This is a genomic window from Streptomyces sp. NPDC001070 (assembly GCF_053598835.1).
Genome location: NZ_JBSFLB010000012.1, coordinates 97742 through 124114, shown reverse-complemented (window position 1 = coordinate 124114; position 26373 = coordinate 97742). Strand labels below are relative to the sequence as shown.

The 26373-nt window shown below is 72.7% G+C and carries 24 protein-coding genes and 1 pseudogene; 19 read left to right on the top strand and 6 right to left on the bottom strand.

The window, feature by feature from the left end:
* The first annotated feature begins 160 nt into the window (after positions 1-160).
* Positions 161-3700 carry a transcription-repair coupling factor gene (mfd, locus tag ACWDAS_RS16910; protein WP_450390938.1) on the top strand — a complete coding sequence of 1180 codons (3540 nt, stop codon included), beginning with the start codon at positions 161-163 and terminating at the stop codon, positions 3698-3700.
* A 100-nt stretch (positions 3701-3800) separates the two neighbouring features.
* On the opposite strand, the gene ACWDAS_RS16905 is transcribed toward mfd, so the two are convergent.
* On the bottom strand, positions 3801-3986 hold the full coding sequence (locus ACWDAS_RS16905; protein ID WP_450390935.1) for a hypothetical protein: 186 nt from the start codon (positions 3984-3986) through the stop codon (positions 3801-3803).
* A 428-nt stretch (positions 3987-4414) separates the two neighbouring features.
* Between ACWDAS_RS16905 and ACWDAS_RS16900 the strand changes: the two genes are divergently transcribed.
* The 5 genes from ACWDAS_RS16900 (at position 4415) to ACWDAS_RS16880 (ending at position 8563) form a co-directional block, all read left to right on the top strand.
* Positions 4415-5062 carry a DUF4956 domain-containing protein gene (locus tag ACWDAS_RS16900; RefSeq protein WP_450390933.1) on the top strand — a complete coding sequence of 216 codons (648 nt, stop codon included), beginning with the start codon at positions 4415-4417 and terminating at the stop codon, positions 5060-5062.
* Entirely contained in the window at positions 5059-5913 is an 855-nt protein-coding gene (locus ACWDAS_RS16895) for a VTC domain-containing protein (RefSeq protein ID WP_450390930.1), read from the top strand. Before ACWDAS_RS16900 ends, ACWDAS_RS16895 begins: the two co-directional genes overlap by 4 nt.
* Complete coding sequence (locus tag ACWDAS_RS16890) at positions 5910-6806, top strand: hypothetical protein (protein ID WP_450390927.1); 897 nt, start codon at positions 5910-5912, stop codon at positions 6804-6806. The genes ACWDAS_RS16895 and ACWDAS_RS16890 overlap by 4 nt, the downstream gene beginning before the upstream one ends.
* 170 nt (positions 6807-6976) lie before the next feature.
* Positions 6977-7435 (top strand): hypothetical protein, encoded by a 459-nt coding sequence (locus ACWDAS_RS16885; protein WP_450390924.1) that lies wholly within the window; start codon positions 6977-6979, stop codon positions 7433-7435.
* 21 nt (positions 7436-7456) lie between these two features.
* Entirely contained in the window at positions 7457-8563 is a 1107-nt protein-coding gene (locus ACWDAS_RS16880; RefSeq protein ID WP_450390921.1) for an acyltransferase, read from the top strand.
* Between the two features lie 60 nt (positions 8564-8623).
* Here the strand turns inward: ACWDAS_RS16880 and ACWDAS_RS16875 are convergent, their stop codons facing one another.
* Complete coding sequence (locus ACWDAS_RS16875) at positions 8624-9973, bottom strand: polysialyltransferase family glycosyltransferase (protein WP_450390918.1); 1350 nt, start codon at positions 9971-9973, stop codon at positions 8624-8626.
* Complete coding sequence (locus ACWDAS_RS16870) at positions 9970-10953, bottom strand: glycosyltransferase family 2 protein (RefSeq protein ID WP_450390915.1); 984 nt, start codon at positions 10951-10953, stop codon at positions 9970-9972. The genes ACWDAS_RS16875 and ACWDAS_RS16870 overlap by 4 nt, the downstream gene beginning before the upstream one ends.
* A 250-nt stretch (positions 10954-11203) precedes the next feature.
* On the opposite strand from ACWDAS_RS16870, the gene ACWDAS_RS16865 reads away from it, so the two are divergent.
* Together ACWDAS_RS16865 and ACWDAS_RS16860 are read left to right on the top strand one after the other, a co-directional pair.
* Positions 11204-11701: an acyltransferase family protein gene (locus ACWDAS_RS16865; protein ID WP_450390913.1), complete on the top strand. Its 498-nt coding sequence runs from the start codon at positions 11204-11206 to the stop codon at positions 11699-11701.
* A complete protein-coding gene (locus ACWDAS_RS16860) occupies positions 11686-12306 on the top strand; it encodes an acyltransferase family protein (RefSeq protein ID WP_450390910.1) in 621 nt (206 codons plus the stop codon). Before ACWDAS_RS16865 ends, ACWDAS_RS16860 begins: the two co-directional genes overlap by 16 nt.
* Positions 12307-12376: 70 nt before the next feature.
* Here the strand turns inward: ACWDAS_RS16860 and ACWDAS_RS16855 are convergent, their stop codons facing one another.
* The 3 genes from ACWDAS_RS16855 to ACWDAS_RS16845 all read right to left on the bottom strand — a co-directional run bounded on the left by ACWDAS_RS16855 (position 12377) and on the right by ACWDAS_RS16845 (position 16597).
* Positions 12377-13906 (bottom strand): protein kinase domain-containing protein, encoded by a 1530-nt coding sequence (locus ACWDAS_RS16855; protein ID WP_450390907.1) that lies wholly within the window; start codon positions 13904-13906, stop codon positions 12377-12379.
* Positions 13903-14487, bottom strand: a complete 585-nt coding sequence (locus ACWDAS_RS16850) for a hypothetical protein (protein WP_450390904.1) — start codon at positions 14485-14487, stop codon at positions 13903-13905. The genes ACWDAS_RS16855 and ACWDAS_RS16850 overlap by 4 nt, the downstream gene beginning before the upstream one ends.
* Before the next feature lie 100 nt (positions 14488-14587).
* On the bottom strand, positions 14588-16597 hold the full coding sequence (locus tag ACWDAS_RS16845; RefSeq protein WP_450390902.1) for an N-6 DNA methylase: 2010 nt from the start codon (positions 16595-16597) through the stop codon (positions 14588-14590).
* 227 nt (positions 16598-16824) lie between these two features.
* Here ACWDAS_RS16845 and ACWDAS_RS16840 point away from each other — a divergent pair, with 227 nt between their 5' ends.
* From ACWDAS_RS16840 to eno, 11 genes and pseudogenes are all read left to right on the top strand, one after another.
* Positions 16825-17562: a hypothetical protein gene (locus ACWDAS_RS16840; RefSeq protein ID WP_450390899.1), complete on the top strand. Its 738-nt coding sequence runs from the start codon at positions 16825-16827 to the stop codon at positions 17560-17562.
* A gap of 76 nt (positions 17563-17638) precedes the next feature.
* Positions 17639-18367 (top strand): DUF6585 family protein, encoded by a 729-nt coding sequence (locus ACWDAS_RS16835; protein WP_450390896.1) that lies wholly within the window; start codon positions 17639-17641, stop codon positions 18365-18367.
* Between the two features lie 59 nt (positions 18368-18426).
* Positions 18427-19143 (top strand): annotated as a pseudogene (locus tag ACWDAS_RS16830) (HNH endonuclease family protein); the annotation flags it as partial.
* Positions 19135-19335 (top strand): excalibur calcium-binding domain-containing protein, encoded by a 201-nt coding sequence (locus tag ACWDAS_RS16825; protein ID WP_450391174.1) that lies wholly within the window; start codon positions 19135-19137, stop codon positions 19333-19335. The pseudogene ACWDAS_RS16830 and the gene ACWDAS_RS16825, both read left to right, overlap by 9 nt.
* A gap of 129 nt (positions 19336-19464) precedes the next feature.
* On the top strand, positions 19465-20106 hold the full coding sequence (locus ACWDAS_RS16820) for a SurA N-terminal domain-containing protein (protein WP_450390893.1): 642 nt from the start codon (positions 19465-19467) through the stop codon (positions 20104-20106).
* Between the two features lie 81 nt (positions 20107-20187).
* Positions 20188-21168 (top strand): nucleoside triphosphate pyrophosphohydrolase, encoded by a 981-nt coding sequence (locus ACWDAS_RS16815; protein ID WP_450390891.1) that lies wholly within the window; start codon positions 20188-20190, stop codon positions 21166-21168.
* A 57-nt stretch (positions 21169-21225) separates the two neighbouring features.
* Positions 21226-21720, top strand: a complete 495-nt coding sequence (locus ACWDAS_RS16810) for a DUF6479 family protein (RefSeq protein ID WP_450390888.1) — start codon at positions 21226-21228, stop codon at positions 21718-21720.
* 62 nt (positions 21721-21782) lie between these two features.
* Positions 21783-22484: an endonuclease V gene (locus ACWDAS_RS16805; RefSeq protein WP_450390885.1), complete on the top strand. Its 702-nt coding sequence runs from the start codon at positions 21783-21785 to the stop codon at positions 22482-22484.
* Positions 22477-23733 (top strand): cytochrome P450 family protein, encoded by a 1257-nt coding sequence (locus tag ACWDAS_RS16800; RefSeq protein ID WP_450390883.1) that lies wholly within the window; start codon positions 22477-22479, stop codon positions 23731-23733. Before ACWDAS_RS16805 ends, ACWDAS_RS16800 begins: the two co-directional genes overlap by 8 nt.
* A 116-nt stretch (positions 23734-23849) precedes the next feature.
* The gene (locus ACWDAS_RS16795; RefSeq protein WP_450390880.1) at positions 23850-24839 is read left to right on the top strand and encodes a transglycosylase family protein; all 990 of its coding nucleotides are present in this window, start codon (positions 23850-23852) and stop codon (positions 24837-24839) included.
* A gap of 181 nt (positions 24840-25020) precedes the next feature.
* Entirely contained in the window at positions 25021-26301 is a 1281-nt protein-coding gene (gene eno / locus ACWDAS_RS16790; RefSeq protein ID WP_450390878.1) for a phosphopyruvate hydratase, read from the top strand.
* Positions 26302-26373: the final 72 nt, after the last annotated feature.

Here is a 26373-nt window from a genome sequence, read left to right as displayed (position 1 = left end):
GGCCACGAGCGACCCGCAGCCGCCGACGTACACAAGGCCAAGCCCCACAAGAGGCGGCACCGGGTGTCAGCGAAGCGTCGTACGCTGGGACACCCCGGCTCGTTCGACGCGTCGGGCTGTTCGCGTTGTCCGCCTGTCTGCCCTTGGGACGGAAAGCCACATGAGCCTGAACGGTCTGCTCGACGTCGTCGTGGACGACCCCGCGCTCGCGGAGGCCGTGCGCGGTGCCGCGGACGGCAACCGCCCGCATGTCGACCTGGTGGGCCCGCCCGCGGCCCGCCCGCTGGCCATCGCCGCGTTCGCGGCCCGCGCCGGCCGCACCGTGCTGGCGGTGACGGCGACCGGCCGGGAGGCCGAGGACCTGGTCGCGGCCCTGCAGTCGCTGCTGCCCCCGGACTCCGTCGTGGAGTACCCGGCGTGGGAGACGCTGCCGCACGAGCGGCTGTCGCCCCGCTCCGACACCGTGGGCCGCCGCCTGGCCGTGCTGCGCCGCCTCGCCCACCCCAGCGCGGACGACCCCACCGCCGGCCCTGTACGCGCCGTGGTCGCGCCGATCCGCTCCGTGCTGCAGCCGCAGGTCAAGGGCCTGGGCGATCTGGTGCCGGTCGCGCTGCGCACCGGGCAGACCGCCGATCTGAACGGGGTGGTGGACGCCCTCGCGGCCGCCGCGTACGCCCGAGTGGAGCTGGTGGAGAAGCGCGGCGAGTTCGCCGTGCGCGGCGGGATCCTGGACGTCTTCCCGCCCACCGAGGAGCATCCGCTCCGGGTGGAGTTCTGGGGCGACGACGTCGAGGAGATCCGCTACTTCAAGGTGGCCGACCAGCGTTCGCTGGAGGTCGCCGAGCACGGGCTGTGGGCGCCGCCCTGCCGGGAGCTGCTGCTCACCGACGAGGTGAAGGCGCGGGCCGCCGAGCTGGCGGAGGAGCATCCGCAGCTGCGCGAGCTGCTGGACAAGATCGCCCAGGGCATCGCCGTGGAGGGCATGGAGTCCCTCGCCCCGGTGCTGGTGGACGACATGGAGCTGCTGCTGGACGTGCTGCCGGCCGGGTCGCTGACCGTGGTCTGCGACCCGGAGCGGGTCCGCACCCGGGCCGCCGACCTCGTCGCGACCAGCCGGGAGTTCCTTGAGGCCTCCTGGGCGGCCTCCGCCGGTGGCGGCGAGGCGCCGATCGACCTGGGCGCGGCCTCGCTGTGGAGCATCGCCGACGTCCGTGACCGGGCCCGTGAGCTGGGCGTTCCGTGGTGGTCGGTGAGCCCCTTCGCGGCCGACGAGGAGCTCGACGCGGACACCCTCAAGCTCGGCATGCACGCCCCCGAGGTCTACCGCGGAGACACCGCCCGGGCGCTGGCCGACACCAAGGGCTGGCTCGCCGAGGGCTGGCGCGCGGTCTACGTCACCGAGGGCCACGGCCCGGCCGCCCGCATCGTGGAGGTGCTGGGCAACGAGGGCATCGCCGCCCGGCTGGACACCGGGCTGGACGGCCCGATCGAGCCCTCTGTCGTCCATGTGGCCTGCGGCTCGATCGAGAGCGGCTTCGTCGACCCGGCCCTGCGGATCGCGGTCCTCACCGAGACCGACCTGTCCGGCCAGAAGTCCTCCACGAAGGACATGGGCCGCATGCCGTCCCGGCGGCGCAAGACCATCGACCCGCTGACCCTGCAGGCGGGCGACTTCATCGTGCACGAGCAGCACGGCGTCGGGCGCTACGTGGAGATGGTGCAGCGCACCGTCCAGGGCGCCACCCGCGAGTACCTGGTGGTCGAGTACGCGCCCGCGAAGAAGGGCCAGCCCGGCGACCGGCTCTTCGTGCCGACCGACCAGCTGGAGCAGATCACCAAGTACGTCGGCGGCGAGGCGCCCTCGCTGCACCGCCTGGGCGGCGCCGACTGGACGAAGACCAAGGCCCGCGCCAAGAAGGCGGTCAAGGAGATCGCCGCGGACCTGATCCGGCTGTACTCCGCCCGCATGGCCGCCCCCGGCCACACCTTCGCCCCGGACACCCCCTGGCAGCGGGAGCTGGAGGACGCCTTCCCGTACGCGGAGACCCCGGACCAGCTCACGACGATCGCCGAGGTCAAGGAGGACATGGAGAAGTCGGTCCCGATGGACCGGCTGATCTGCGGCGACGTCGGCTACGGCAAGACCGAGATCGCGGTGCGGGCGGCCTTCAAGGCCGTGCAGGACGGCAAGCAGGTCGCCGTCCTGGTGCCCACCACGCTCCTGGTCCAGCAGCACTTCGGCACCTTCTCCGAGCGCTACTCGCAGTTCCCGGTCGTGGTGAAGGCGCTGTCGAGGTTCCAGACCGACGGCGAGGCCAAGGCCGTCCTGGAGGGCCTGCGCGAGGGCTCGGTGGACGTCGTCATCGGCACCCACCGCCTCTTCTCGTCCGAGACCAAGTTCAAGGACCTGGGCCTGGTCATCGTCGACGAGGAGCAGCGCTTCGGCGTGGAGCACAAGGAGCAGCTGAAGAAGCTCCGCGCCAACGTGGACGTGCTGACCATGTCCGCCACCCCGATCCCGCGCACCCTGGAGATGGCGGTCACCGGCATCCGCGAGATGTCGACGATCACCACCCCGCCGGAGGAGCGGCACCCGGTGCTGACCTTCGTCGGACCGTACGAGGAGAAGCAGATCGCCGCCGCCGTCCGCCGCGAGCTGCTGCGCGAGGGCCAGGCCTTCTACATCCACAACCGGGTGGAGAGCATCGACAAGGCCGCGGCGCGGCTGCGCGACCTGGTCCCCGAGGCGCGGATCGCCACCGCGCACGGGCAGATGGGCGAGTCCGCGCTGGAGCAGGTCGTGGTGGACTTCTGGGAGAAGAAGTTCGACGTGCTGGTCTCCACGACGATCGTCGAGTCGGGCATCGACATCTCCAACGCCAACACCCTCATCGTCGAGCGCGGCGACACCTTCGGCCTGTCGCAGCTGCACCAGCTGCGCGGCCGGGTCGGCCGCGGCCGCGAGCGCGGTTACGCGTACTTCCTCTACCCGCCGGAGAAGCCGCTGACCGAGACCGCGCACGAGCGGCTGGCGACTATCGCCCAGCACACCGAGATGGGCGCCGGGATGTACGTCGCGATGAAGGACCTGGAGATCCGCGGCGCGGGCAACCTGCTGGGCGGCGAGCAGTCCGGCCACATCGCGGGCGTCGGCTTCGACCTGTACGTCCGCATGGTCGGCGAGGCCGTCGCGGACTACCGCGCCTCCCTGGAGGCGGGTGGCGGCGAGGTCGAGGAGGCCCCGCTGGAGGTGAAGATCGAGCTGCCGGTCGACGCGCACGTCCCGCACGACTACGCGCCGGGAGAGCGGCTGCGTCTGCAGGCCTACCGGTCGATCGCCGCGGTGAACTCCGAGGAGGACATCAAGGCCGTCCGCGAGGAGCTCACCGACCGCTACGGCAAGCTCCCGGAGCCCGTGGAGAACCTGCTGCTCGTCGCCGGGCTGCGGCTGCTGGCCCGCCGCCTCGGGGTCTGCGACATCACCCTGCAGGGCAACAACGTCCGCTTCTCCCCGGTGGAGTTGCGCGAGTCGCAGGAGCTGCGGCTGAACCGGCTCTACCCGCGCACGGTCGTCAAGCAGGCCGCCAAGCAGATCCTCGTGCCGCGTCCGTCCACGGCGCGGATCGGCGGCAAGCCGGTGGTGGGCCGCGAACTGCTGTCGTGGACGGCGGAGTTGCTGTCGGCTGTCCTCGACAGCTGAGGCGCCCGCCGCCCCGGCGCCGGATACGGCGAGGCCCCGTCCCCGCGAGCCGAACGGCTCGCGGGGACGGGGCCTCCTCGTGCCGGACGTGCCCCGCGGATCAGCCCAGGAGGCGCCGCAGGTTCAACCGGCCCCGCAGCAGGCCGGCGGAGAACCACAGCGTCATCACCGTGACCACCAGCCCGGCCAGCAGCACCGCCGCCACCGGTCCGCTCAGGTCCGGCGGCACCAGGGGATGCGCCGGTTCCCCGACGAAGCCGCGCCGTCCGGCCGGGCGGTTGTTCACCCCTGGTTCGCCCCGACTTCGGGTGCACGTCGGCCTTCGGATCGCGATCCGGCCCTCTGTCACCCCTTCGGGTGACGTTACCCGGCGGCCGGAACGGGTGTGTGGTGCCGGACCCGCCCCTCCCGCCTGGTGTTTCCCCCGCCGTCCGGGGTTTCGGGGGCCCCTCCGGGCAGCTTGCCCGGCGTGGGGCGCGGGGCTACCGTCCAACATCGCTAGACGGATCGTCCGGCGTGGATGGACGACGCCGGGGCTCCGCCGACGCCCGCCCACGCCCGCGACGGTGCGCCCCGCGCGCGCCGGACTCCCGGGCCTGGGGATCCGCCGGACCATCCCCCTTTCCAAGGACGGATCCCCAGGACCCGGGCTTCACGCCCCAGCTCTTCGGAGGAAGAAGTGCCCGGACCACACCCGCCCGCCCGGTGCCGCGCATGACCCACGGACCCTGGGACCTGATCGCGCGCGGGGGACTGGACGTACTGGCCCTCATGGCCCTGGTGGGCCTGCTGTACCGGCGCGGCTGCCCCGCCCCGCAGATGCCGCTGGTGCTGACCGCGCTCAACATCGGCCTGTTCGCGGCGATGAGCGCGATGGGCGCCGGCAAGTTCCCCGCCGGAGTGGGGTTCGGGCTGTTCGGCATGCTCTCGCTGGTCCGGCTGCGCAGTACCGCCTTCACCGCCCGGGACGTCGCGTACACCTTCGTGGCCCTGGTCATCGCCCTGTGCGGGGGACTGCCGCAGCGGGAGATGTGGCTCGTCGTGGCGCTGTTCGCGCTGGTGCTCGTCGCGGTGCTGGTCGTCGACGATCCGCACGCCCACCAGCCGACCCAGGTGGTGCGGCTCACCCTGGACCGGCTGTACGCCGACCCGGCGGCGATCCACCGGGAGGTCGTCCTGCGGTTCGGCCAGGAACCCGTGGCGGTGCTGGTGGACGAGGTCGACTTTGTACGGGAGACCACCCGGGTGTCGGTGAGCTACCGCGCCGACTCGCCCGTGAGCTGGAGCCTGCCCGACGACGGGGCGGGACCGCCCGTGGGGCGGGGCGGTCACGGCAGCCCGCTCGAGAGCAGGCTCGTGTGACCGCCCCGGAGGCCTTCGCCGAGGCGCTCGGCCTGGCCGAGTTGCGCGGCGCGACACTCGCCGAGGTCGACGCCGCGGCCGCGCTGCAGCACCGGGTGGACCGCAAGTACCTGCTCCCGCTCCTGTCGGCGCGCTGCCTGGTCGCCGCCCTGGCGCCGACGCACCACGTGCTGGACCTCGGCGGCCGCCGGACCACCGGCTACCGCAGCACGTACTTCGACACCGCCGGGCTGAGCGCCTGGCACGCCCATGTGCAGGGGCGCAGGCGGCGCTGGAAGGTGCGCACCCGGCTCTATGTCGAGGACGGGCTGTGCCGTGTCGAGGTCAAGACCAAGGACGGGCGCGGCGCCACGGTCAAGCAGGCCCGCTCGCTCGGCGCCCAGGACTACGGCCGCATGGGGGCCGGGGCGGCCTCCTTCGTCGACGACGTGCTCCGCGGAGCGGGGGTCCCGGTCCGCTCCGGGATCCTCTCTCCCGCGGGGGAGATCCGCTACGTCCGCGCGACCCTCGCCGACCTGGAAGCGGGCAGCCGGGTCACCCTCGACGGCCGGCTCACCTGCCACTGCGGCCGGGCGACCGCCGCGCTCGACCACGGCTTCGTCCTCGTCGAGACCAAGGGCGGCCCTCGTCCGGGCGTCGCCGACCGGCTGCTCCTCGGGCTGGGGGTGCGGCCGCTGCCGCTCAGCAAGTACATCGTGGGGCAGGTCCTGCTCGTCCCCGGTCTCCCCGGCAACGACGTACGCCGTCTGGTGCGGCAGTGCTTCCACGCCCTCCCGAGCACCGGACCGGCGGCCAGGGTCCCCGCCCCGCCCGGGCCGCCGCCGATCGAGACCACCGGAACCGTGTGGTGAGCACGGCCCACCGCAGGCCACCGGTCCACCAGCGGATCCCCCGCACGCCTGGCTGGCGATACCCCGCCGTCGCCGTCATCGCCGCCGCGGCCGCCGTCCTCGGCCTGATCTCCACCCACGACCCCGCCCCCGCAGACCCCGGCAAGGCCGACGCCGTCCGGCGGATCGAGCAGAGCCCGCCGCCCGCGCTGTTCCCGGACGCCGACGTACGGGGCTGGACGGCCCGGCTCGACGAGCAGCGGCGGGCCGCCGACGCGCTCTACGCCCGATGGCGGGCGGGGCACGGCACCGTCCGCGACGACCCGGGCTTCGTCCGCTGGGCGGCGAACCACGTACCGGACCCGCCCCCGGCGGCCGAACGCGCCGCCGAACTGGGGCAGGTCCGCCGTCTCGCCCGCACCCGCACCACCGCGGGCCGGACGGCCGCCGCCTGGCTCACCGCCCACGGTGAGCAGGACATCTGGCGCCTGTACCTGGCCGACCAGCGCGAACTGCTGCCGCGCACCAAGGGCGAGGCCGCGCAGGCCCGCCTCGACGCCGCGCTGCAACTGGCCGGGACGATCGGCGTACGGCTGGCCGGCCACTACCGGCAGCCGTACCCCTTTGTCCTCGACCCGGCCCTGCGCCCCGACCCGGCGGCCACCCGGGACGACGGCTGCGCCTGCGCCTACCCGGCGGCCCCCGCGGTCCTCTCCTCCTCCGCCGTCGCCGTCCTCACCGCCCTGGCCCCGCAGCGCGCCGCCGAGTACCGCTGGATGCAGGTCCAGGTGGTGCACGCCCGTCTGTACACCGCCGACCACCTGAGGGACGACCTGCTCGCCGGTGTGCTGCTCGGCTCACTGGTCGGCGATTACATCCGGGCGGCGGACAGCACGGGAAAAAGTCGTGCATGACCGACGGCACCCCTGCTGACCTGGCAAGGGAGCACGCATCCGGGCCAGGTTCACCTGGACGCCACCCCGAGGCGGCCGGCCTTCCCCACCCGTTCGGGCCCCGCACTCCCGGGGACGTCCCATAGTCTGCCGGGACAGGTGATATCGGACATCGACCGGAACGTGGATCCATGCACATCGCCGTCCTCGCCGAGCCCCCGGTGGCCGCCGGATCGGCCACCGCACCGCGCGACGCCGACCTGTCCGGAGAGCCCGCCGTTGTGGCCGTCCTGCCCGGGTACGCGCCCGGACCGGCCCTCGCGGGGCCGGGTGAGACGCCCGGCCATGAAGCCGGCGAACCGGGGTACACGCGGTCGCAGGAACTGTTCGACATCGCGCGGTTCGGAGAGCGGATGGGTTTCGCCCCGGACCACCGGGCACGGACGGCCGGGCCGGTCCGTCCACGGATCCCCTGCCCGCCGTGCCCGCGATGGCGGGCCGGAGCCGCCACCTCCCGCACGTCGGGGCGCCGGTCCGCCCGCCGGCAGGACCGGGACGCCCCCGTCCGCGGCGGGGGCGTGCCGCGCAACCATCCGATCCCGCGGTCCGGCCGGACACCGGCCGGGCCCCGCGAGTGCAACCGGGAGTGACCGCCGATCTCCGCCCAGCCGATGACCACCGCCCCCACCGCCCCGACAGCCGGTCACGCGACCGGGACGAGCGAGGCGCGCTCCGCGCCGCCCGCCGTCCGGCCGCGCGAACACAGATACGACATCGACCTGTTGCGCGTCCTGTGCTCGATCGGCGTCATCGTCTGCCACTCCGCGGGCCAGTTCCTCAACGCGGTCGGCCGTCAGCCGGAGGGCGGGCGGCCCGTCTACTGGATCGCGCTGGCCGGCGACGGCCTCAGCCGTTGCGCCGTGCCGTTGTTCTTCGCGATGGCCGGCTGGGTCGTGCTGTCGGGCGCGCCGCCCCGCGACGGGGCGCAGGTGCGCATCCGGCTGACGCGCATCATCGTGCCGATGGCTGTGTGGACGGCCGGGTACCTGGTGTGGGACTGGGTGCGGGACGCCAACCCCCGCCCCACGCTCCGGGTGGCCTACGAGTCGCTGTTCGGTGCGGTCCAGCCCGCCTTCCACCTCTGGTACCTGTACGCCTACGTGCCGGTGATCCTGCTGCTGTCGCTCGTCGCCCTGGTCAAGGAAGGGAAGCGGCCCTACGGCCTGGCGGCCGTGTTCGTCGCTCTCGCGATCGCGCCGACCCTCCTGGACGACGCCGCCGGATTGCGGCACGTGAAGCTGCCCGCCTTCGCGTGGAACCCGGACCCGTACCAGATCGCCTATGCCGCCGCCGGGGCCATCCTGCTGGCGCTGCCGCCCTCCGCCACGACCGGGCGCGGCCGGCGCCTGCTGTGGCTGGCGGGCGGAGTGTGCGGATGGGCCGCGGTGGTCGGCTACGAGCACTTCGTGCACTACCCGTCCCCGTATGCCGGGGTGTTCGTGCCGTTCCTGGCCGGTGCGCTGCTGATGGCCCTGAACCGGATCACGGTGCCCGCGCGCTTCCGGCCGCTGCTGTCCCGGTTGGGCGCCGGGGCCTTCGGCGCGTACCTGGTGCACCTGATGTTCCTGCGCGCCCTCGCCCCGCACATGGTCACGGCGGATGCGGGCTGGCTCGGCGCGGCCGGTCTGCTCACGCTGCTGGTGGCGGGGACCGTCGCCCTGTCCTTCGCCGCCAGCCTGTTGTGGACGCGACTGCGGCTGAACCGCTGGCTGGGCTGAACCCGGCCCGGCCGGACCCGGTCGGGCCGGCCGCAGACGCGTGGGCCGGCCCGACCGGATTCAGCCCTGGGCGGTCCGAATGGTCCTCACCAGGCGCCGGACGGCCGGGTTGCGGCGCAGGCCTTCGGCCCTGATCCCGCTGCCGCCCGGCAGCCCGAGACTGGTCAGCCGGCGTCGCTTGAAGTACTTCGGGTGCGTGGAAAGGCGGTTCGTGAGCCACGCCACGGCCTCGTCCCGCAGTGCGGCGTACTTGGCCGACTGCATGCAGTAGCTCACGGTCCTGACCAGGGGCGCCAGTTCGCCGGTGATGAGCTCCGGTGACAGGTCGAGTGGCTTGCCGACCTGGGCGGTGTCCCGCTCGAGGTCCGGCAGGACGGCGTCGATGACGGTGAGGGGCACCCGGTTGCTGTTCTCATAGGGGGTGATCCGCTCCAGCAGCAGTTCCGTGCCCACCCGCGCGACGGGTATCCCGTAGAACGCGGCCGCGGTCATCAGCGCGGTCGAGAAGCATCCGACGACGAGGCCGGGCCGGACGTGCTGGTACACCGTCTCCGCCAGCACGGGGACGTCGAGGACGGTGAGCCGTACCCCCAGTTCCTCCGCCGTCCGCTCCAGCGACTGCGAGTACTGGGCCGGCGCACTGGGGTGCGGTTTGAACAGCACATGCCGGTGTCCGGCCGCGACGGCGCCGCGGAGCATCCTCACGTGCAGCGCGTCCTCCTCGGCCACCGTGATCAGCTCGAGGGCGGAGAGGTACTGGCCGAGCAGCACGGCCGTGGGCCGGTCGTCGGTGGGCAGATGCTCCTCGAGAGCGGCGACGCCGTTCCCGCCGATCTGTTCCAGGACCTGGAGGAACGGTTCGTCGGGAATGACGACCGGCTCGACGCCGTACTCGGACAGCAGCATCGGGCGCAGCCCCGGCACGAGGTCGAGGTGGAGCAGCCGCTTGATGCGGCTGTTCACGCCGACCGGGATCCGGTTACGGGTGGGGCCGTAGCTCATCAGGCCGTCGGCGTACACGTGGACGGGGCTGTCGGCGAAGATCTCCAGGATGGCACGGGACGGATTCGCCTGGATGGACTCGCACGCGATCTCGACCGGCTCGGATCCCAAGTCCCACGCCAGGCGCAGGGCCCGCTCCCAGAGCAGGGTGTCCTCGGGGCGCGGCGACCAGCCGACCGGGTGATGCGGAGCGATGGTCTCGTTCCACGAGTGCACCGCGTCGAACTCCGGCCGCAGCTGCTCGAAGCCGGGCATCTTGTCCAGCGGGGTGCTCAGCTCGGGGATCGCGGAAGTGTTGCTCACCACGAGCAGCCGCCGGCCCTCACGTGGTCCGAAGAGACCCGCCCTGATGGCGCTGGTGATGGTCGCGGCGGCGTACTGGGTGGCCGCGAAGAAGATCTGGGTCATACGAGGGCTTCCTTCAAACCGCCGCGTATCCGGCGCAGCGTCCGCTTGCGCTGGTCGTCCATACCGGCCAGGGCCGCATGGAGTTCGTTCTCCGGGATGCGGCGCAGTGCCTCGGCGCTGAGCTCCTTCAGGCGGGTGGCGACCCGCCGTTCGAAGCGGTCCCGTTCGCGCAGGTGGTGGGCGATCACGACGCAGTAGTTCCGGATGGCCTTGGGGCGCAGGTCCGCGACGTCCGGGTCGCTCGCCAGCTCCTGCAGGACCAGTTCGAAGGACCGGATGAAGTCCAGTTGCCGGACGTCGCCGATCTGGGTGAGCGAGGTCGTGATGCCGCGCCGGTAGAAGACGCCGTGCAGACTCGCCACCGCGTAGGAGTCCGCCTTGCGGTGCAGCGCCCAGATCCACGGGCGGTCCTCGGCGGTGCGCAGCCCGTCGTGGAAGCGCAGCAGGCCCCGGTCGAGCAGCCGGCGGTGGTAGATGCCCGCCCAGGCGTACGGGTAGTCGACCATCGTGGTGTCGTCCGTCGGCAGGATCGATCCGCGCGGATCCAGCGGTGTGTCGCGGCGTCCCTCAGGCGCGCGGTGCACCCTGCGTTCCACGCCGGTGACCTGGACGTGGTCGGTGCGCACGAAGTCGACGTCGTGACGCTCGATCGCGTCGACGAGCTTCGGCAGGTAGCCGGGGGCGAGCCAGTCGTCCCCGTCGAGGAAGGTGAGGAAGCGCCCTTCCGCCACGTCGATCCCGGTGTTGCGGGCGGTGGCGAGTCCCTGGTTCGTCTCGTGCCGGATGACCCGGCTGTTCCGCAACCGCTTGGACATGTCGATTAGCGCTTCGTACGTGTCGTCCTTGGAGGACCGGTCCTCGACGAAGATGAACTCGAAATCGTCTCGATCATTTCTGACGAGACTGGACACCGTGTCGGAGAGGTAATACCGGATGTTGTAGCACGGGACGACGACGGAGAGCGTCGGCCTATTGGTCACATGTTCACCTAGTTCTCGTACAGCGGAAACCAGCGAAAGGCTAGCTTTCGGTGTGCGGCCACCCGCTGTACACGGGGTGATCGGAAGATGAACTCGGGCTGGAGGGTTTTCGCGGCCCGCTCCGGATGTCCGCGGATGTCGACTTGGCCCGAATCGCGACGTGCCGTCAATCCTTACGCTCGCCTAGCGCCCCGTGTCGCGGGGATGCCGGATCCTGCGGACGGTTGGTGGGAGCACGATGTCCTCTACGGTGACGGAACGGGGTGCGGCCGAGGCCGCACCCCTCATAACGGGCGGCAAGCAGGGGCCCGCGCCGGCGGCGATCGGCTGCGTGCTGGACGGACTGCGCCTTGTCGCCGCACTGATGGTCTGCCTTTTCCACTACGTCGGCAAGGCGCAGACCGGACACGCATGGGGACGCAATCCGCGGGAGCTTTTCCCGCACCTTTCCGACGTTGCCGTTTACGGCTGCCTGGGCGTGCAGCTCTTCTTCATCATCAGCGGTTTCGTGATTTGCATGAGCACCTGGGGGAAGTCGCTCGGCGACTTCTTCCGCTCCCGTGTCTCGCGGCTCTACCCGGCCTACTGGGCGGCGATCGTGCTGACGACCGTGGCCTGCGTGGCGGCGCCCGCCGTGATCCACCCCCTCCGGCTGAACGAGGTGCTCGTCAACCTCACGATGCTGCAGCAGCCGATGGGGGTACCCCGGGTCCTCGGGGTGTGCTGGACGCTGTGGGTCGAGGCGTGACCTACCGCCGGGTGGTCATCTTCTGCTGCCTGTGGACGGTGGCGAGCGTGCTGGCCCGGGTCGCCGACACCCCGCTGACCGACGAGATCGTGATGCGCGACCACGCCCCGTTCTTCATCGGCGGCCTCGCCCTGTACCTGATCCACCGCTACGGCGGCGACCTGCTGCTCTGGGGCATCGTCGGCGTCAGCCGGCTGCTCGGACAGCGCTACTCCACCACCGCTCTGTGGTCCCCGGACGCGACGGGCGGGGAGCCGCGCTCCCCCCATGTGATCCTGCTCGTCGTCACCCTGGCCTTCGTGGCGGTGGCCGCCGTGGCACTGGGGTGGCTCCGCTGGGCCAACTGGCGCCGGCTGACCTTCGCCGGAGCCCTGACGTACCCCTTCTACCTGGTTCACGAGCATCTCGGCTGGTTCGCCATCACCGCGTTGCACCGGCATCTCGGGCTCACCCCGCGGGAGACCCTGGTGACCGCGATCGTCGGGATGCTGGTGCCGGCCTACACGATCCACCGTCTCGTGGAGAAGCCTTTCGGGCCCCGGCTGAAGCGCGCGATGAGCGCGCGGGCGGCGCGCCTGCGTCTGGCCATGCAAGGCCGCGGCTGACGTACCGGCCCCCTCCCTCGGGTACCGGGCGGCGGGAGCCTCCGGTCACCGGGACGCCGGGCGCCTTCCGTCAGCGGCCCACCTGCCCCAGCCAGGTCAGCGTCCGCCGCACCTCCAGAGAGAAGGGGTGGTGCGGGCCGTGCACGCGCTCGGAGTCGTACAGCAGGCGGGAGAGCACGTCGTGGGCGGCCATGCGGTCGCCCACCGACAGCAGCAGATGGCCGATGCGGCGCCGTACCTCCAGCGGCAGGTCGGGGTCGGTGGCGCGGTACTGCTCGAAGGAGGGCAGCAGCGCCCGGTACTCGGCGAGGGCGGACGCCGCCTCGCCCAGCTGCTCCAGGCACTGCGCGGCCTCGTAGCGGTACTGCAGCGACTGGCGGCCCAGCGGCCCTGATTCGGCGGCCAGTTCGTCGGCGAGCCGGCGCAGCTCGGGCAGGGCGCGGCGGTACTGGCCGTCCTCCATGAGCGTGGCCGCGTACTGCTTGCGCAGCATCCGTACGACCGGTGAGTGCTCGCCGTGCTTCTCCGCGGCGGCCGGCAGCACACCGCCCAGGATGTCGACCGCCTGCGTGATGCGGCCCGCGTCGAGCAGCCGCTTGACCTCGTCGACCGCCTCCGCGATGCCGTGCGCGGCGGGGGCTGCGGGCCCCTGGGGGGCGGGGGTGGGTTGCGGCGGGGCGGCCGGGCGGTCCGGCCAGGGGGCGTGCGGGCGCAGGAAGGGGCGGGTGGGGTCCATCGGCCCGAGGGGGCGGTGGACGGCACCGGGCACCGGCAGCAGCGGCGCCAGCCTGCGGTAGGTCTCCTGGGCGTCGGCCGGGCGGTGCTGCGGGTCCTTCGCCAGCAGCTGCAGCACCAGTGCCTCCAGCGGCTCGGGCACCTCCGGCCGCACCTGGCGCAGCGGCACCGGCTGCTCGTACAGGTGCCGGTGCAGGACGCCCAGGGCGGTGGAGCCCGCGAACGGGACGGTGCCGCTGACCAGTTCGTGCAGCAGCACCCCGAGGGCGTACAGATCCGTGCGGGGCCCCACGGCACCGCTCATGGCCTGCTCCGGCGCCATGTACGCGGGCGTGCCGATGGGCGTGCCGGTGTGGGTGAGCCGCGTCGTGTCGGTGTCCAGGACGGAGGCGACGCCCAGGTCCAGGACGAGCACCGTGCCGTCCGGACGCACCATCACATTGCGGGGCTTGAGGTCGCGGTGCACGATCGGCACCGCGTGCACCGCCGACAGCGCGGCGCACAGCTGCGCCGCGATCGCCACCGCCCACTGCCACGGGTAGGGGTCGTGCTCGGCGAGGTGGTCGGCGAGGTCGGCGCCCTCGACGTACTGCATGACGAAGTACAGCTCGTCGGCGTCGCTGCCCGCGTCGTGGACGGTGACCAGCCCGGGATGGTCGACCTGGGCGGTGACCCGGCACTCCCGCACGAAGCGCTGGCGCAGCTCCTCCGCGTCCGCGCTGCCCGCGACCTTGTCCGGGCGCAGCAGTTTCACGGCGACGCGCCGGTCCAGCCTGCGGTCGTACGCGGTCCACACCTGGCCCATGCCGCCCTGGCCGAGGACCGTGGCCAGCTCGTATCGGCCGGCGACGATCCGTCCGTTCACTGATCGCCCTCCTGCTTGCGCAGCAGGTCGCTCAGCTCGTCCAGCTCCGCCCGCACCTGGTTGATCCGCGGCTGGTGCGGCGGGGTCGCCTGCGGCGGCACCGGGGGCTGCGGCGCGGGTGGCGGGGTCGGCGGGGTCGGGGCGGTGCCGCGGTAGGGGTTGTAGTCCATCGGCGGCTGCGGCGGGGCCGGCTGGTGCGGCTGCGGGTAGGGGATGGTCGTGGCGTACGACGGGTATCCGGGCACCTGGTTGGCCCGGTGCAGCGCCAGGTCGGCCACGAGGTAGTGGACGCCGACCACGGGGACCATGACCATGACGGTGATCAGCGCCACGTCGGTCCAGGTACTCGCCTCCGGCACGATGCCGATCGTCGCGAAGGAGGCGATGCTCAGCGCGGTGCCGAGCCAGAAGAACACCCAGTCCATCGTCCGGCGGCGCTGGACGGCCAGGTGCAGAAGCGGCAGGCAGGACAGGAATCCGCAGCTGATCGCGGTGATCGTGAGAAAAACGGCACGGAGCGTGACCGCCGCCGCCTTGGACGGAGCGGGTGGATACGGCGGGACCGGGCCGGGGCCGTTCATCACTGCTCTCGGACTCCCTGAGCATCAGTACGGGGGACAGCTGCGGGTGGTATCGCGAGAGTATCCGCCGACCCCGACAGGCTGTCACCCGATCCCGTAACTATTCGGGGCGCACGGTGCCGTCCGTCAGCCCGTCGTAGAGCCCCTGCACCAACTGCTCGCCCAGCTGCCCCGCCAGCCGCAGGGCTTCCTCGAAGGCGGCCAGGGTGCGGAAGCGCCCCCCGTACCGCCGCTGGTCGGTCAGCGGCAGCCGCGGCACCTGGAGCCGGCGCACGTCGAGCCGGGTCGCGGTGGAGGCGTAGCTGCTGGCCTGGCGGTTGTTGGCGGTGCCGCGCAGGAAGCCGGCGAGGAACCAGGGGTCGAGCGCGGCCGGGTCGGGGCGGAGCAGATGGAGGTTGCGGCCGAGGGCCGCGCCCGCGGTGGCGGCGTCCACGACCCGGGCGGCCGAACCCCGGCCGAGGACCGGGACGACCACGTCGCCCTCCTGCGTCAGGACCGGCTCCTCCTCCGGCGGCGCCTCGGGCAGAGTGCCGCTCGGAGCGGTGCCGCCGAGGACGTCGTGCTCGGTGAGCACGGCGGGGCCGCTTCCGCCAGGGGCGCTCCCGGTGCCGCCCGCGCGCAGCACGAGGGCCCCGGCGCGGGCCAGTTCACCGACGGTGGTGAGCGGCCAGCGGAGGGGCTCGGCCGCCCCGGCGGGGGCGGGCGCGAGTTCGGCGGTACGGAGCAGCGTGGCGGCCAGCCGCTCGCGGACCCCGGCGAGTTCGGCCGCGCCGCCGCCCGCCGCGGGAGGCGGCAGATGCCGGGCGGGGGCCAGGTCCACGTCGTCGTCGAGCAGGTCGATGACCTTCAGGGCGCGGCTGACACCGGGCCGCTCCTCGGTGGTGCCGTGCCGGTCGAAGGACTGCCAGGCGTCGAGCACGGTGGCGCGCACGGTCTGCCAGGGCACCTTCTCGCCGCCGGGGGCGGCGTCCTGCGTGCCCGCGGTGTCGACCAGCAGCAGGTGCGGGGAGGCCGGGGTGCCGCCGCCGGGCCTGCGCAGCACCCACAGGTGGAGCGGGATGCCGTACGGTGGCGCGGCACCGGCCGGGAGCGCGACCACGGCGCGCAGCGCACCGCGCCGCAGCAGGTCGGCGCGGATCCGGCGGCCGGAGCGGCGCGAGGCGGCGGCGGGGGGCATCAGCAGGACGACGGTGCCGCCCTCCCTGACCCGGGCCAGGCAGTGCTGCACCCAGGCGAGTTCGGACTCGGTACGGGCCGGGAAGCCGTACTCCCAGCGGGGGTCGTACGCGAGGTCCTCGTGGCCCCAGTTGCGCTCGTTGAAGGGCGGGTGGCACAGCACCGCGTCGGCGGCGAGCTCCGGGAAGGCGTCGGCGCGCAGGCTGTCCCCCGCGGCCACCCGTACCCCCGTGGCGGGGCCGGCGTGCAGGGCCAGCCGCAGCGCCGCCAGCGCGGCCAGGTCGGGGTCGGCCTCCTGGCCGTACACCTCGTGCGGGGTCTCGGCGGCGCGCAGCAGGGTGCCGGTGCCGCAGGCGGGGTCCAGCACGGTGCGGGCGGGGCCGGCGAGCGCGGCCATCAGCTCGGCGGGCGCCGGCGGGGTCAGCGTGTGCTGCCGGGGGTTGGCGTCCAGATAGCGGCCGAGCAGGAACTCGTAGGCCTGGCGCGGGCCCAGTTCCGCGGCGAGGTCGGCGGCGCCGCGCAGCAGCTCGGAGTCGACGGGCGTGCCGGGTGTGAACCGCCCCTCGAAGCGTCGCTCGAAGAGGTTCCGGACGGCGCCGGCGGTGCCGTCCTCGTCCGACCGCGGCCGTGCGCCGGGGTGTTCGCCGGCCAGCAGGCACGCGGCGCCGGCCTGCCGGAGCGCGGTGGGAACGCCCGCGGGATGCGACTCGGCCCGCTGCCACACCCGTTCACGCAGCGGGACCTCGGCGAGCTTGCCCTGCCCGCGCAGCCAGCCCTCGACCTCGGACAGGGCGAAGGTCGGGCTGGTGTCGGTGCCGCCCACCGGCTTGGGGAAGTCGGCGTGCCGGCGGCGCCAGTTGCTGACGGCGGCGCGCCCCACCCCGGCCAGCCGCGCGATCCCCGCGGCGGTCACCTCGCTTGCGTTCTCCGGCACCTGGCTGGCTCCCTTCCCGCGCTGGGGATGCGGCTGTGGCCACGAGCATACCGACGTACGCAAGATCCAACCCTTCACGGCGTGAATTCTTGTGAATGGGAATCTCATGTTGACTCGGTTCACAGCTCATGCTGTCATTGACCCATCGGTTCACGGGTTGCCCGGCCCGAGCGTTCCGCCGACCGCAACCGTCATCCACTCGCTGTCCACCAAGGGGGACGACCCTCATGACCACCACTCGCGGTGCGCTCACGGCGCTCGGCTGCATCACCGCCGCCCTCACCATGGCCGCCTGCGGCCCGCTCGGCGGCACGGCGCAACCCGCCTCCACCGCCCTGGCCGACCAGCCGTCCACCACGATCGAGAAGAAGGCCGTGGCCGCCATGAAGTCCGCCTCGTCGATGACCGTCGACCTCGACGGCATCAGCGACGGCGAGCGGATGAAGTACCGCATGACGATGACCGGCACCGGCGACTGCAAGGGCGAGGTCACCGCCGACGGCGGCACCGTCCAGCTGATCAAGGTGGGCCCCTCGCTCTACATGAAGGGCGACGACGCCTTCTGGAAGTCCCAGGGCGCCGACGGCGCGGCCGCCCAGCACCTCATCGGCGACCGCTGGATGAAGACCAAGGCCTCCGGCCCGGACAGCAAGGACTTCCTCCAGGCCTGCGACCTGAACGCGTTCCTCGCCGAGATGGAGAAGGACACAGGCGGCGACCTGGGCGAGAAGAAGGGCGAGCCCGCCACCGTCGCCGGCATCCCCGCCCTCCCGCTCACCGGCAAGGACGGCGCCGAGACCACCACCGCCTATGTCGCCACCGAGGGCAAGCCGTACGTGCTCAAGGTGGTCACCAAGGGCGGCAAGGAGCCCGGCACCCTGATCTTCTCCGACTTCGGCAAGCCGGTGGACATCACCGCCCCCGCAGCCAAGGACGCCGTCGACATCGACAAGCTCGGCGGCTGAGCCCACCGGCTACGATTCCCGGGCCCTGGCGCGCGCCGCGCCAGGGCCGCCCCTTTCCCGAGATCGGCAGAGCCCCATGGAAGACCGCATACCCGACGACATCGCGTCCCTCGCCGCGGCCGAGGGCCTCGGACGGCACCGCATCACGATCCTCCCCAAGCGGCTGGGCTTCCTGATGGTGTGCAACCTGCTCTTCCTGATCACCATCGGTCTGCTCACCGTCGTGCTCGCCGTCTGGTTCATCTGGCTGGCCCTGCAGACCCCCAACTTCTCCCGCAAGGCGGCCCGTCGCCGCCTCTACTTCTTCGAGAACGGCCTCATCGAGGTCGACCGCAAGGGACGGCCCGCCGCCTTCCGCTGGGACTCGATGATGGCGCTGCAGCAGATCACCGAGAAGTACGTCAACGGCGTCTACGTCGGCACCGACCACCGCTACACGCTGCACAAGAAGGACGGCACCGTCCGGAAGGTCACCAACTTCTACGCGGAGCCCGAGCGGTGGGGACCGTTCATCCAGCAGGAGATCACCGGCTTCCAGCTGCCGGGGATGCTGCGGATGCTCGCCGAGGGGCAGACACTGACCTTCGGCGACATCTCGGTCAACAACGGCGGCATCGCCACGTCCAAGCGCGGCGCCGTGACGTGGCCCGAGATCCAGGACGTCCGGGTCAGCGACGGCATCCTGGTGCTCCGCAAGGCCGGCAAGTCGCTGTCCTGGTCCTCCAAGAAGGTCGGGGACATCCCGAACTTCTTCCTCTTCCTCTCTCTTGTGGACGAACTGCGCCGATCGGCCGCCGCGAGCTGACCGTTCGGCGGTCGTACGCCCCCTGCCCGCGCCCACCCGTCACCCCCTAGAGTGCCAAGGTGGGTACAACCAGGGCGGGAACGGCAGCGGCAACCATCGCCGTGCTGCTCGGCGTGGGTCTGGCCGGCTGCACGGGCGAGGGCATCGGGAGCGGTACGGGCAACGGCGCCGGGAGCGAGGGGGCCCCGGCCGGCAGCGCGCTCAAGGCGGTCGGCGACCTGACGGTGAAGGGCCGGGCGCCCAAGACGGGTTACACGCGCGACCAGTTCGGCGCGGCCTGGGTGGACACCGACCACAACGGCTGCGACACGCGCGACGACATACTGCGGCGCGACCTCACCGGCACGTCCTTCCGCTCCGACCGGGGCGGCGACTGCGTCGTCGCCTCGGGCACCCTCGACGACCCGTACACCGGCAAGGAGATCGGCTTCACGCGCGGCCGCAGCACGGTCGACATCGACCACGTCGTGGCGCTCAGCGACGCGTGGCAGAAGGGCGCCAAGTACTGGTCGAGCGACAAGCGGAGGCAGATCGCCAACGACCCGCTGAACCTCCTCGCCGTGGACGGCCCGGCCAACCGCGGCAAGGGCGACGGCGACGCGGCGACCTGGCTGCCGCCGAACAAGGCCTTCCGCTGCCCGTACGTGGCCCGCCAGGTCGCGGTGAAGAAGAAGTACGGGCTGTGGGTCACCGCGGCGGAGAAGGCCGCGATGGTGAAGGTGCTGGACACGTGCCCCGACGAGCCCCTGCCCGACGCCGGCAAGCCGGTGGCGGCCGGCGACGGGTCCGGTTCCGGCAGCGGTTCCGGTACGGGCGACGGCAAGGACGGCGACGCCGCTTCCCCGGGTGCCTCGTACGCGGACTGCGCGGCGGCCCGCGAGGCCGGCGCCGCCCCGCTGCACCGCGGTGACCCGGGCTACTCCCGGGCGCTGGACCGGGACGGCGACGGGGTCGCCTGCGACACCTGACAGGTCGCGGATCGTTTGCGCAGTGTGTTGTGCAGAGTGCTGGATATCCCGGCGCCCCGCTCAATATCCTCGATCACTGCATCACTGCCAGGTCGTGCACCGTCGCTCGATCCCTTGCCGGGAGGCAAAATGCTCCGCCGCAGGACTGCGCTCTCCGCCACCGCCGCCGCAGCCGTGCTGCTCGCCGCGCCACTGCTGACCGCCTGCGGCACGCCGCACGCGGGTGCCGCGGCGGTGGTGGGCGGCAGGCAGATCACCGTGGAGGCGGTCCAGGCGAAGGTCGCCGCCGTGCGCGCCGCGCAGGAGAAGTCGCCGCAGGCCGCCCAGCTCATCGAGGGCAGCAGTGACCTGCAGCGCAACGTCGTTCACCGGCTGGTGCAGAACCAGGTGATCGAGCGGGCCGCCGAGGACGTGGGTGTCTCCGTCACCCGGCGCGAGCTCCAGAAGGCCCGCGAGGACACCGAGAAGCAGGCGGGCGGCAAGGCGGCGCTGCAGGCGCAGCTGCTGCAGACCTACGCGATGGTGCCCGCCGACATCGACGAGAGCATCCGCACCGACCTGCTGATGCAGAAGGTCGCCCGCCTGCACGGCGCCGACGTGCAGACCCCGGAGGGCCAGGCCGCGCTGATCAAGGTGCTGCGCGACACGTCGAAGAAGCTGCACATCGACGTCAACCCGCGCTACGGGAAGTGGAACTCCGACAAGCTCAACCTGGACGCCACCAAGGACCCCTGGCTGACCGAGGTGAGCCGCAGCACCGCCGGCGCCTGACCGGGCCGACATGCCCCCGCCGCCCGGGGCCCGGCGCGGGCCCGGAGCCGGGGCCGGGCCGCGGCGAGGTAGTTTCGTCGGGTGGACCACTCCGATGACTCCGCCCGCCCGGGCCGCCTGGTACTGCTGACCACCACCCACCGTGTCGCCCCCGGCCTGCTCTCCTGGCCCGCCTGGGAGCTGCTGCGCGCCGCCGACCTGGTCGTCTGCCCCGACCCCGGGAATCCGCAGCTGCCCTACCTGCGCGAGGCCGGGGTCGCCGTCGAGCAGACCGCGCCCACCGGACGGGAGCTGGTCGACCTCACCGGGGACGGGCGCACCGTGGTCTACCTGGCCGGCGGTGAGGGCGACCGTGCCGTCACCGACGACCTGGCCAGGCTCGGCGGCTCCGGCCGGGTCCACATGCCCGACCTGGAGCTGCTGCCCGGCTCGTACGACCTGCCGGGCGCCCGGCTGCTCGACCTCGTGCAGGTGATGGACCGGATCCGCCGCGAGTGCCCGTGGAGCAGCGTCCGGACCAGCGAGGAGCTGGTGAAGTACGGCATCGAGGAGATCTACGAGCTCGTCGAGGCCGCCGAGGAGGGCGATCGCGACGCCCTGCGCGAGGAGCTCGGCGACGTGCTGCTGCAGGTCGTCTTCCACGCGCGGATCGCGCAGGACGACCCCGAGGAGCCCTTCTCCATCGACGACGTCGCCGCCACCATCGTGGACAAGCTGATCCACCGGCACCCGCACGTCTTCGGCGACGAGGTCGCCGAGACCCCGGAGGACGTCCGGGAGCACTGGCTGCGCACCAAGGCGGTGGAGAAGCGCCGCGGCTCCGTCACCGAGGGCATCCCCCTCGGCCAGCCCGCGCTCGCCCTCGCCGCCAAGCTCGGCGCCCGCGCCCGCCAGGCGGGCCTGCCGGTCCCCGTCCCGGCGCAGGACGCCCCCGACACCGGTGACCGTCTGCTGGCTCTCGCCCTCGCCGCCCAGGCGGCCGGCATCGACCCGGAGTCCGCGCTGCGGGCGGCCGCCCGCCGCTACCGGGACGCGATCCTGGCGGCCGAGCAGCCGGGCTGATCCGGCGCGACGGATCCACCCGCGGACTTTTGCGTTGAGCTGGGGCAGAGCGGGTAAATGGGACGTATGCGAGCACTGGAGCAGATCCAGCTGGCCGTGCCGCACGACTACATCGTCGGTATCGCGCCATTGGTAGTGGGCATCTTCCTCGTCGGGATCCTGGTCGGGGCGGTGTCGCTCGGCCTGTGGGCCCGCAGCAAGGAACCGCCTCCCGAGCAGAAGCCGCAACCCCGCGCGGGGGCGTGGCACACGCGTCAGGAGTACGGCCGGGAGACCCCCGCCGACCACGGCCCGGGTCACCAGGAGGGCGAGCGGCACTCTCTGACCGAATGGCGGGAGCCGGACGAATGGCCGCAGGACGGCATCCGGCGTCTGCCGCATTCACTGAAGGGCTTCGGCAACTGGGGCTCCCACGGGGTGAGCGGCCCCGAGGGAGGCACCCGCAGCCCGGCGGGCAGCGCCAGCGGTGCCCCGGGCGGCGCCGGTGGCGCCCCGAGAGGCGCGCCGACCCGCTCCGGGCCGGGGCAGGAGGAGGGCGGCAAGGAGGTGTAGGACGGGTCCGGGGCCTGTCCTCGGGAAATCCGGACCGCGCACCCCGGCCTAGGCTGGCCGCCATGCGCATCGACGTACCGCACGCGTGGCCGCGCGACGAGGCCGAGGCCCTGGCGCTGCAGGACCGGCTCCGCCCGCTGGCCGACCACCGCGGGCCCGGCCCGCAGCGACCGCGGTACGTCGCGGGACTGGACGTCGCCTACGGCGGCGGTCACGGTGTCGAGGGCGACACCGTCGCCGCCGCCGTCGTCGTGCTCGACACCGCGACGCTGGCACCGGTGGAGCAGGTCACGGCGACCGCCCGGGCCGGTTTCCCGTACGTTCCCGGGCTCTTCGCCTTCCGGGAGCTGCCCGTGCTGATCGCCGCGCTCGAGAAGCTCTCCGTCACGCCCGACCTGCTGCTCTGCGACGGTCAGGGGCTGGCCCACCCGCGCCGTTTCGGGCTCGCCTGCCACCTCGGGGTGGTCACCGGCCTCCCGGCCGCGGGGGTGGCGAAGACGCCCTTCGTCGGCGGCTGGGACCCGGCCGCGCTCGGTGACGCCCGGGGGTCGGCCGTACCGCTGGTGGACGCGGGGGAGACCGTGGGCCGCGTCCTGCGGACGCAGGCCGGGGTGAAGCCGGTCTACGTCTCGACCGGCCACGGCATCGACCTGGACACGGCGTGCCGCCATGTGCTGGCCCTGGCCCCCTCCTACCGCCTCCCGGAGACCACCCGCCTCGCCGACCGGCTCAGCCGCGACCGGCTAACGTCATGGGGTGCATGACAGCGTGACCCCCGACCCGGCCGCCCCCGAACTGTTCACCTGGCAGTTCGCGTCCGACCCGTACCCCGCCTACGCCTGGCTGCGCGAGCACTCCCCGGTGCACCGCACGACCCTGCCCAGCGGGGTCGAGGCCTGGCTGGTGACCCGGTACGCGGACGCCCGGCAGGCGCTCGCCGACGCACGGCTCAGCAAGAATCCCGTCCACCACTCCGAACGCGCCCACGCCAAGGGCAAGGTGGGCATCCCGGGCGAGCGCAGCGCCGACCTGATGACGCACCTGCTCAACATCGACCCGCCCGACCACACGCGGCTGCGCCGGCTGGTGTCCAAGGCCTTCACCCCGCGCCGGGTCGCCGAGTTCGCCCCGCGGGTGCAGGAGCTCACCGACCGCCTGATCGACGGCTTCGCCGCGAAGGGGGAGGCGGATCTCATCCATGAGTTCGCGTTCCCGCTGCCGATCTACGCCATCTGCGACCTGCTGGGCGTCCCCGCCGAGGACCAGGACGACTTCCGCGACTGGGCGGGCATGATGATCCGGCACGGCGGCGGGCCGCGCGGGGGAGTGGCGCGCTCGGTGAAGAAGATGCGCGCCTATCTGCTGGAGCTGATCCACCGCAAGCGCTCGGACCTCGGCGACGACCTGATCTCCGGGCTGATCCGCGCCAGCGACCACGGCGAGCACCTCACCGAGAACGAGGCCGCCGCGATGGCCTTCATCCTGCTCTTCGCGGGCTTCGAGACGACGGTCAACCTCATCGGCAACGGCACCTACACGCTGCTGCGCAACCCCGAGCAGCGGCACCGCCTCCAGGAGTCCATCGCCGGTGGCGAGCGCGAGCCGCTCGCCACCGCCGTCGAGGAACTCCTTCGCTACGACGGCCCGGTGGAACTGGCGACCTGGCGCTTCGCCACCGAACCGCTCACCGTCGGCGGGCAGTCCATCGGCACCGGCGACCCGGTGCTCGTCGTCCTCGCGGCGGCCGACCGGGACCCGGCGCGCTTCGCCGACCCGGACGTCCTGGACCTGTCGCGCCGCGACAACCAGCATCTCGGCTACGGTCACGGCATCCACTACTGCCTGGGCGCGCCGCTCGCCCGGCTCGAGGCGCAGTCCGCGCTCGCCACGCTGCTGACCCGGCTGCCGGACCTGCGGCTGGCCGCCGATCCGGCCGACCTGAGGTGGCGCGGCGGTCTGATCATGCGCGGTCTGCGGACGTTGCCGGTCTCCTTCACACCGGAAAGTGACTGACGTCGCGTCAGAACGTGATCTTCACGTGATCCGTGAGACATCGACTTGTGATGCATGGGCCAAGACCACTACGGTCTGGCGCCATCGCAATATTTGAATGTGAAAGGCGATGGCGCATGCTGAAGTCCGGGAACGGCCGACACCGCAAGCCGCGTCAGGCCCCGACCGCAGTGGTCGCGGTCGCGGCGACCGGGGCGGGCCTCACGCTCCCCCTCTTCGCAGCGAGCGGCGCCAGCGCCGCCGACGCCAACAGCACCTGGAACGCGGTCGCCGTGTGCGAGAGCGGCGGCCTGTGGAGTGCCAACACCGGCAACGGCTTCTACGGCGGCCTGCAGATCACCGAGGAGACCTGGGAGCAGTACGGCGGCACGCAGTACGCCGAGCGCCCCGATCTCGCCAGCCGCAACGAGCAGATATCCGTGGCCGAGAAGATCCTCGGGGAGCTCGGCCCGGACGCGTGGTCCAGCTGCGCGGAGTCCGCCGGACTCACCGACGCCCTCCTCGGCCTGCTGCACGGCGGCGACGGCGGCAACGACACCGCGACCGACCCGGGCAGCGCCACCGGCGACGAGAGCGCCGACGGCTCCACCTCCGGCGACGGCACCCAGGGCACCACCCGGGGCACCGGCGACGACACCGGCGCCGCCACGGACGCCGGCGGGACCAAGCGCCCCGACGCCTCCGCGACCGCCTCCGCCGAGGACGAGGGCAAGGGCTCGGGCAAGCACCGCAAGCCGGACACCGGCATCGCCACCGACGGCACCTCGACCGGGGACACCACGGACTCCACGGGGGTCCGGAACCCCGGCCACGCCGGCCTGCCGCCCCAGTTCGTCGAGGGCCAGGCCGCCTGGGGCGTCATCCCGCGTGCCACCGACACGCGCACCGAGACCAAGAAGGCCGACACCCGTCAGGGCGGCGGCACCACCGCCAAGAGCACCGCCGGCGGCCGCTACCTGGTCCAGGAGGGCGACTCGCTCTGCGAGATCGCGATGGAGCAGCACGTGCCGGGCGGCTGGCGCGGACTGTACGCCGCGAACCGCGACGTCATCGGCGACGACCCGAACATGATCACCTCCGGGCAGTACCTCGACCTCGGCCGCTGAGCCGGCCGCCCGCCGCCGGCCGGAGGCTCCGCCTCCGCCGGCGGACGCAGGCTGACATCGGGCTGAACTTTCTCCTCCGTTCCCGGGGCGGGCATGTCCAACCCCCGAGCGTGCCCGGCCGGGGCTTTTCGGGTCGGTTAGGCTCATGCCGAAACGAAGAGACATCCAGAAGGAGACTCACGTGCCGTCCATCGACGTCGTCGTAGCCCGGGAAATCCTCGACTCGCGAGGCAACCCCACCGTCGAGGTCGAGGTCGGCCTCGACGACGGCAGCACGGGCCGTGCAGCCGTCCCCTCCGGTGCGTCCACCGGTGCGTTCGAGGCCCTCGAGCTCCGCGACGGCGACAAGAGCCGTTACCAGGGCAAGGGCGTGGAGAAGGCCGTGCTGGCCGTCATCGAGCAGATCGGCCCGGAGCTGGTCGGCTACGACGCGACCGAGCAGCGCCTGATCGACCAGGCGATGTTCGACCTGGACGCCACCCCGGACAAGTCCTCCCTCGGCGCCAACGCCATCCTCGGTGTCTCGCTGGCCGTGGCCCACGCGGCCTCCGAGGCCTCCGACCTCCCGCTCTTCCGCTACCTCGGCGGCCCGAACGCCCACGTGCTGCCGGTCCCGATGATGAACATCCTGAACGGCGGCTCGCACGCCGACTCCAACGTGGACATCCAGGAGTTCATGATCGCCCCGATCGGCGCGGAGTCCTTCTCCGAGGCCCTGCGCTGGGGCGCCGAGGTCTACCACACCCTCAAGGCGGTCCTGAAGGAGCGCGGCCTGTCCACCGGCCTCGGCGACGAGGGCGGCTTCGCCCCGAACCTGCCGAGCAACCGCGACGCCCTCGACCTGATCGTCGAGGCCATCAAGAAGGCCGGATACCAGCCCGGCCAGGACATCGCGCTGGCGCTCGACGTCGCCGCCACCGAGTTCTACAAGGACGGCAGCTACTCCTTCGAGGGCAAGTCCCTGTCGGCGGCCGAGATGACCGCGTACTACGCCGAGCTGGTCGAGGCGTACCCGCTGGTCTCCATCGAGGACCCGCTGAACGAGGAGGACTGGGACGGCTGGAAGACCATCACCGAGCAGCTCGGTGACAAGGTCCAGCTCGTCGGCGACGACCTGTTCGTCACCAACCCCGAGCGGCTGCAGCGCGGCATCGACAACGGCACCGCCAACGCGCTGCTGGTCAAGGTCAACCAGATCGGCTCCCTGACCGAGACCCTCGACGCGGTCGAGCTGGCCCAGCGCAGCGGCTACAAGTGCATGATGTCGCACCGCTCCGGCGAGACCGAGGACGTCACCATCGCCGACCTCGCCGTCGCCACCAACTGCGGCCAGATCAAGACCGGCGCCCCCGCGCGCAGCGAGCGCGTCGCCAAGTACAACCAGCTGCTGCGCATCGAGGAGATCCTCGACGACGCGGCGGTGTACGCCGGCCGCTCCGCGTTCCCGCGCTTCAAGGGCTGACGCAGTCCGGTGCCGCCCGCCGCGCCCGCGGCGGGCGGCACCGTGCGCTGCAGGAACGACGACCGCGAACCC

Bases quoted from the DNA above. Each gene is read 5' to 3' on its own strand.
- ACWDAS_RS16885 (WP_450390924.1), top strand. From the start codon at position 6,977: ATGCACATCGCCGTCCTCGCCGAGCCCCCGGTGGCCGCCGGATCGGCC.
- ACWDAS_RS16840 (WP_450390899.1), top strand. From the start codon at position 16,825: ATGACCACCACTCGCGGTGCGCTCACGGCGCTCGGCTGCATCACCGCC.
- ACWDAS_RS16805 (WP_450390885.1), top strand. From the start codon at position 21,783: ATGCGCATCGACGTACCGCACGCGTGGCCGCGCGACGAGGCCGAGGCC.
- mfd (WP_450390938.1), top strand. From the start codon at position 161: ATGAGCCTGAACGGTCTGCTCGACGTCGTCGTGGACGACCCCGCGCTC.
- ACWDAS_RS16880 (WP_450390921.1), top strand. From the start codon at position 7,457: ATGACCACCGCCCCCACCGCCCCGACAGCCGGTCACGCGACCGGGACG.
- ACWDAS_RS16795 (WP_450390880.1), top strand. From the start codon at position 23,850: ATGCTGAAGTCCGGGAACGGCCGACACCGCAAGCCGCGTCAGGCCCCG.
- ACWDAS_RS16850 (WP_450390904.1), bottom strand. From the start codon at position 14,487: ATGAACGGCCCCGGCCCGGTCCCGCCGTATCCACCCGCTCCGTCCAAG.
- ACWDAS_RS16835 (WP_450390896.1), top strand. From the start codon at position 17,639: ATGGAAGACCGCATACCCGACGACATCGCGTCCCTCGCCGCGGCCGAG.
- ACWDAS_RS16810 (WP_450390888.1), top strand. From the start codon at position 21,226: ATGGGACGTATGCGAGCACTGGAGCAGATCCAGCTGGCCGTGCCGCAC.
- ACWDAS_RS16900 (WP_450390933.1), top strand. From the start codon at position 4,415: ATGACCCACGGACCCTGGGACCTGATCGCGCGCGGGGGACTGGACGTA.
- ACWDAS_RS16820 (WP_450390893.1), top strand. From the start codon at position 19,465: ATGCTCCGCCGCAGGACTGCGCTCTCCGCCACCGCCGCCGCAGCCGTG.
- ACWDAS_RS16875 (WP_450390918.1), bottom strand. From the start codon at position 9,973: ATGACCCAGATCTTCTTCGCGGCCACCCAGTACGCCGCCGCGACCATC.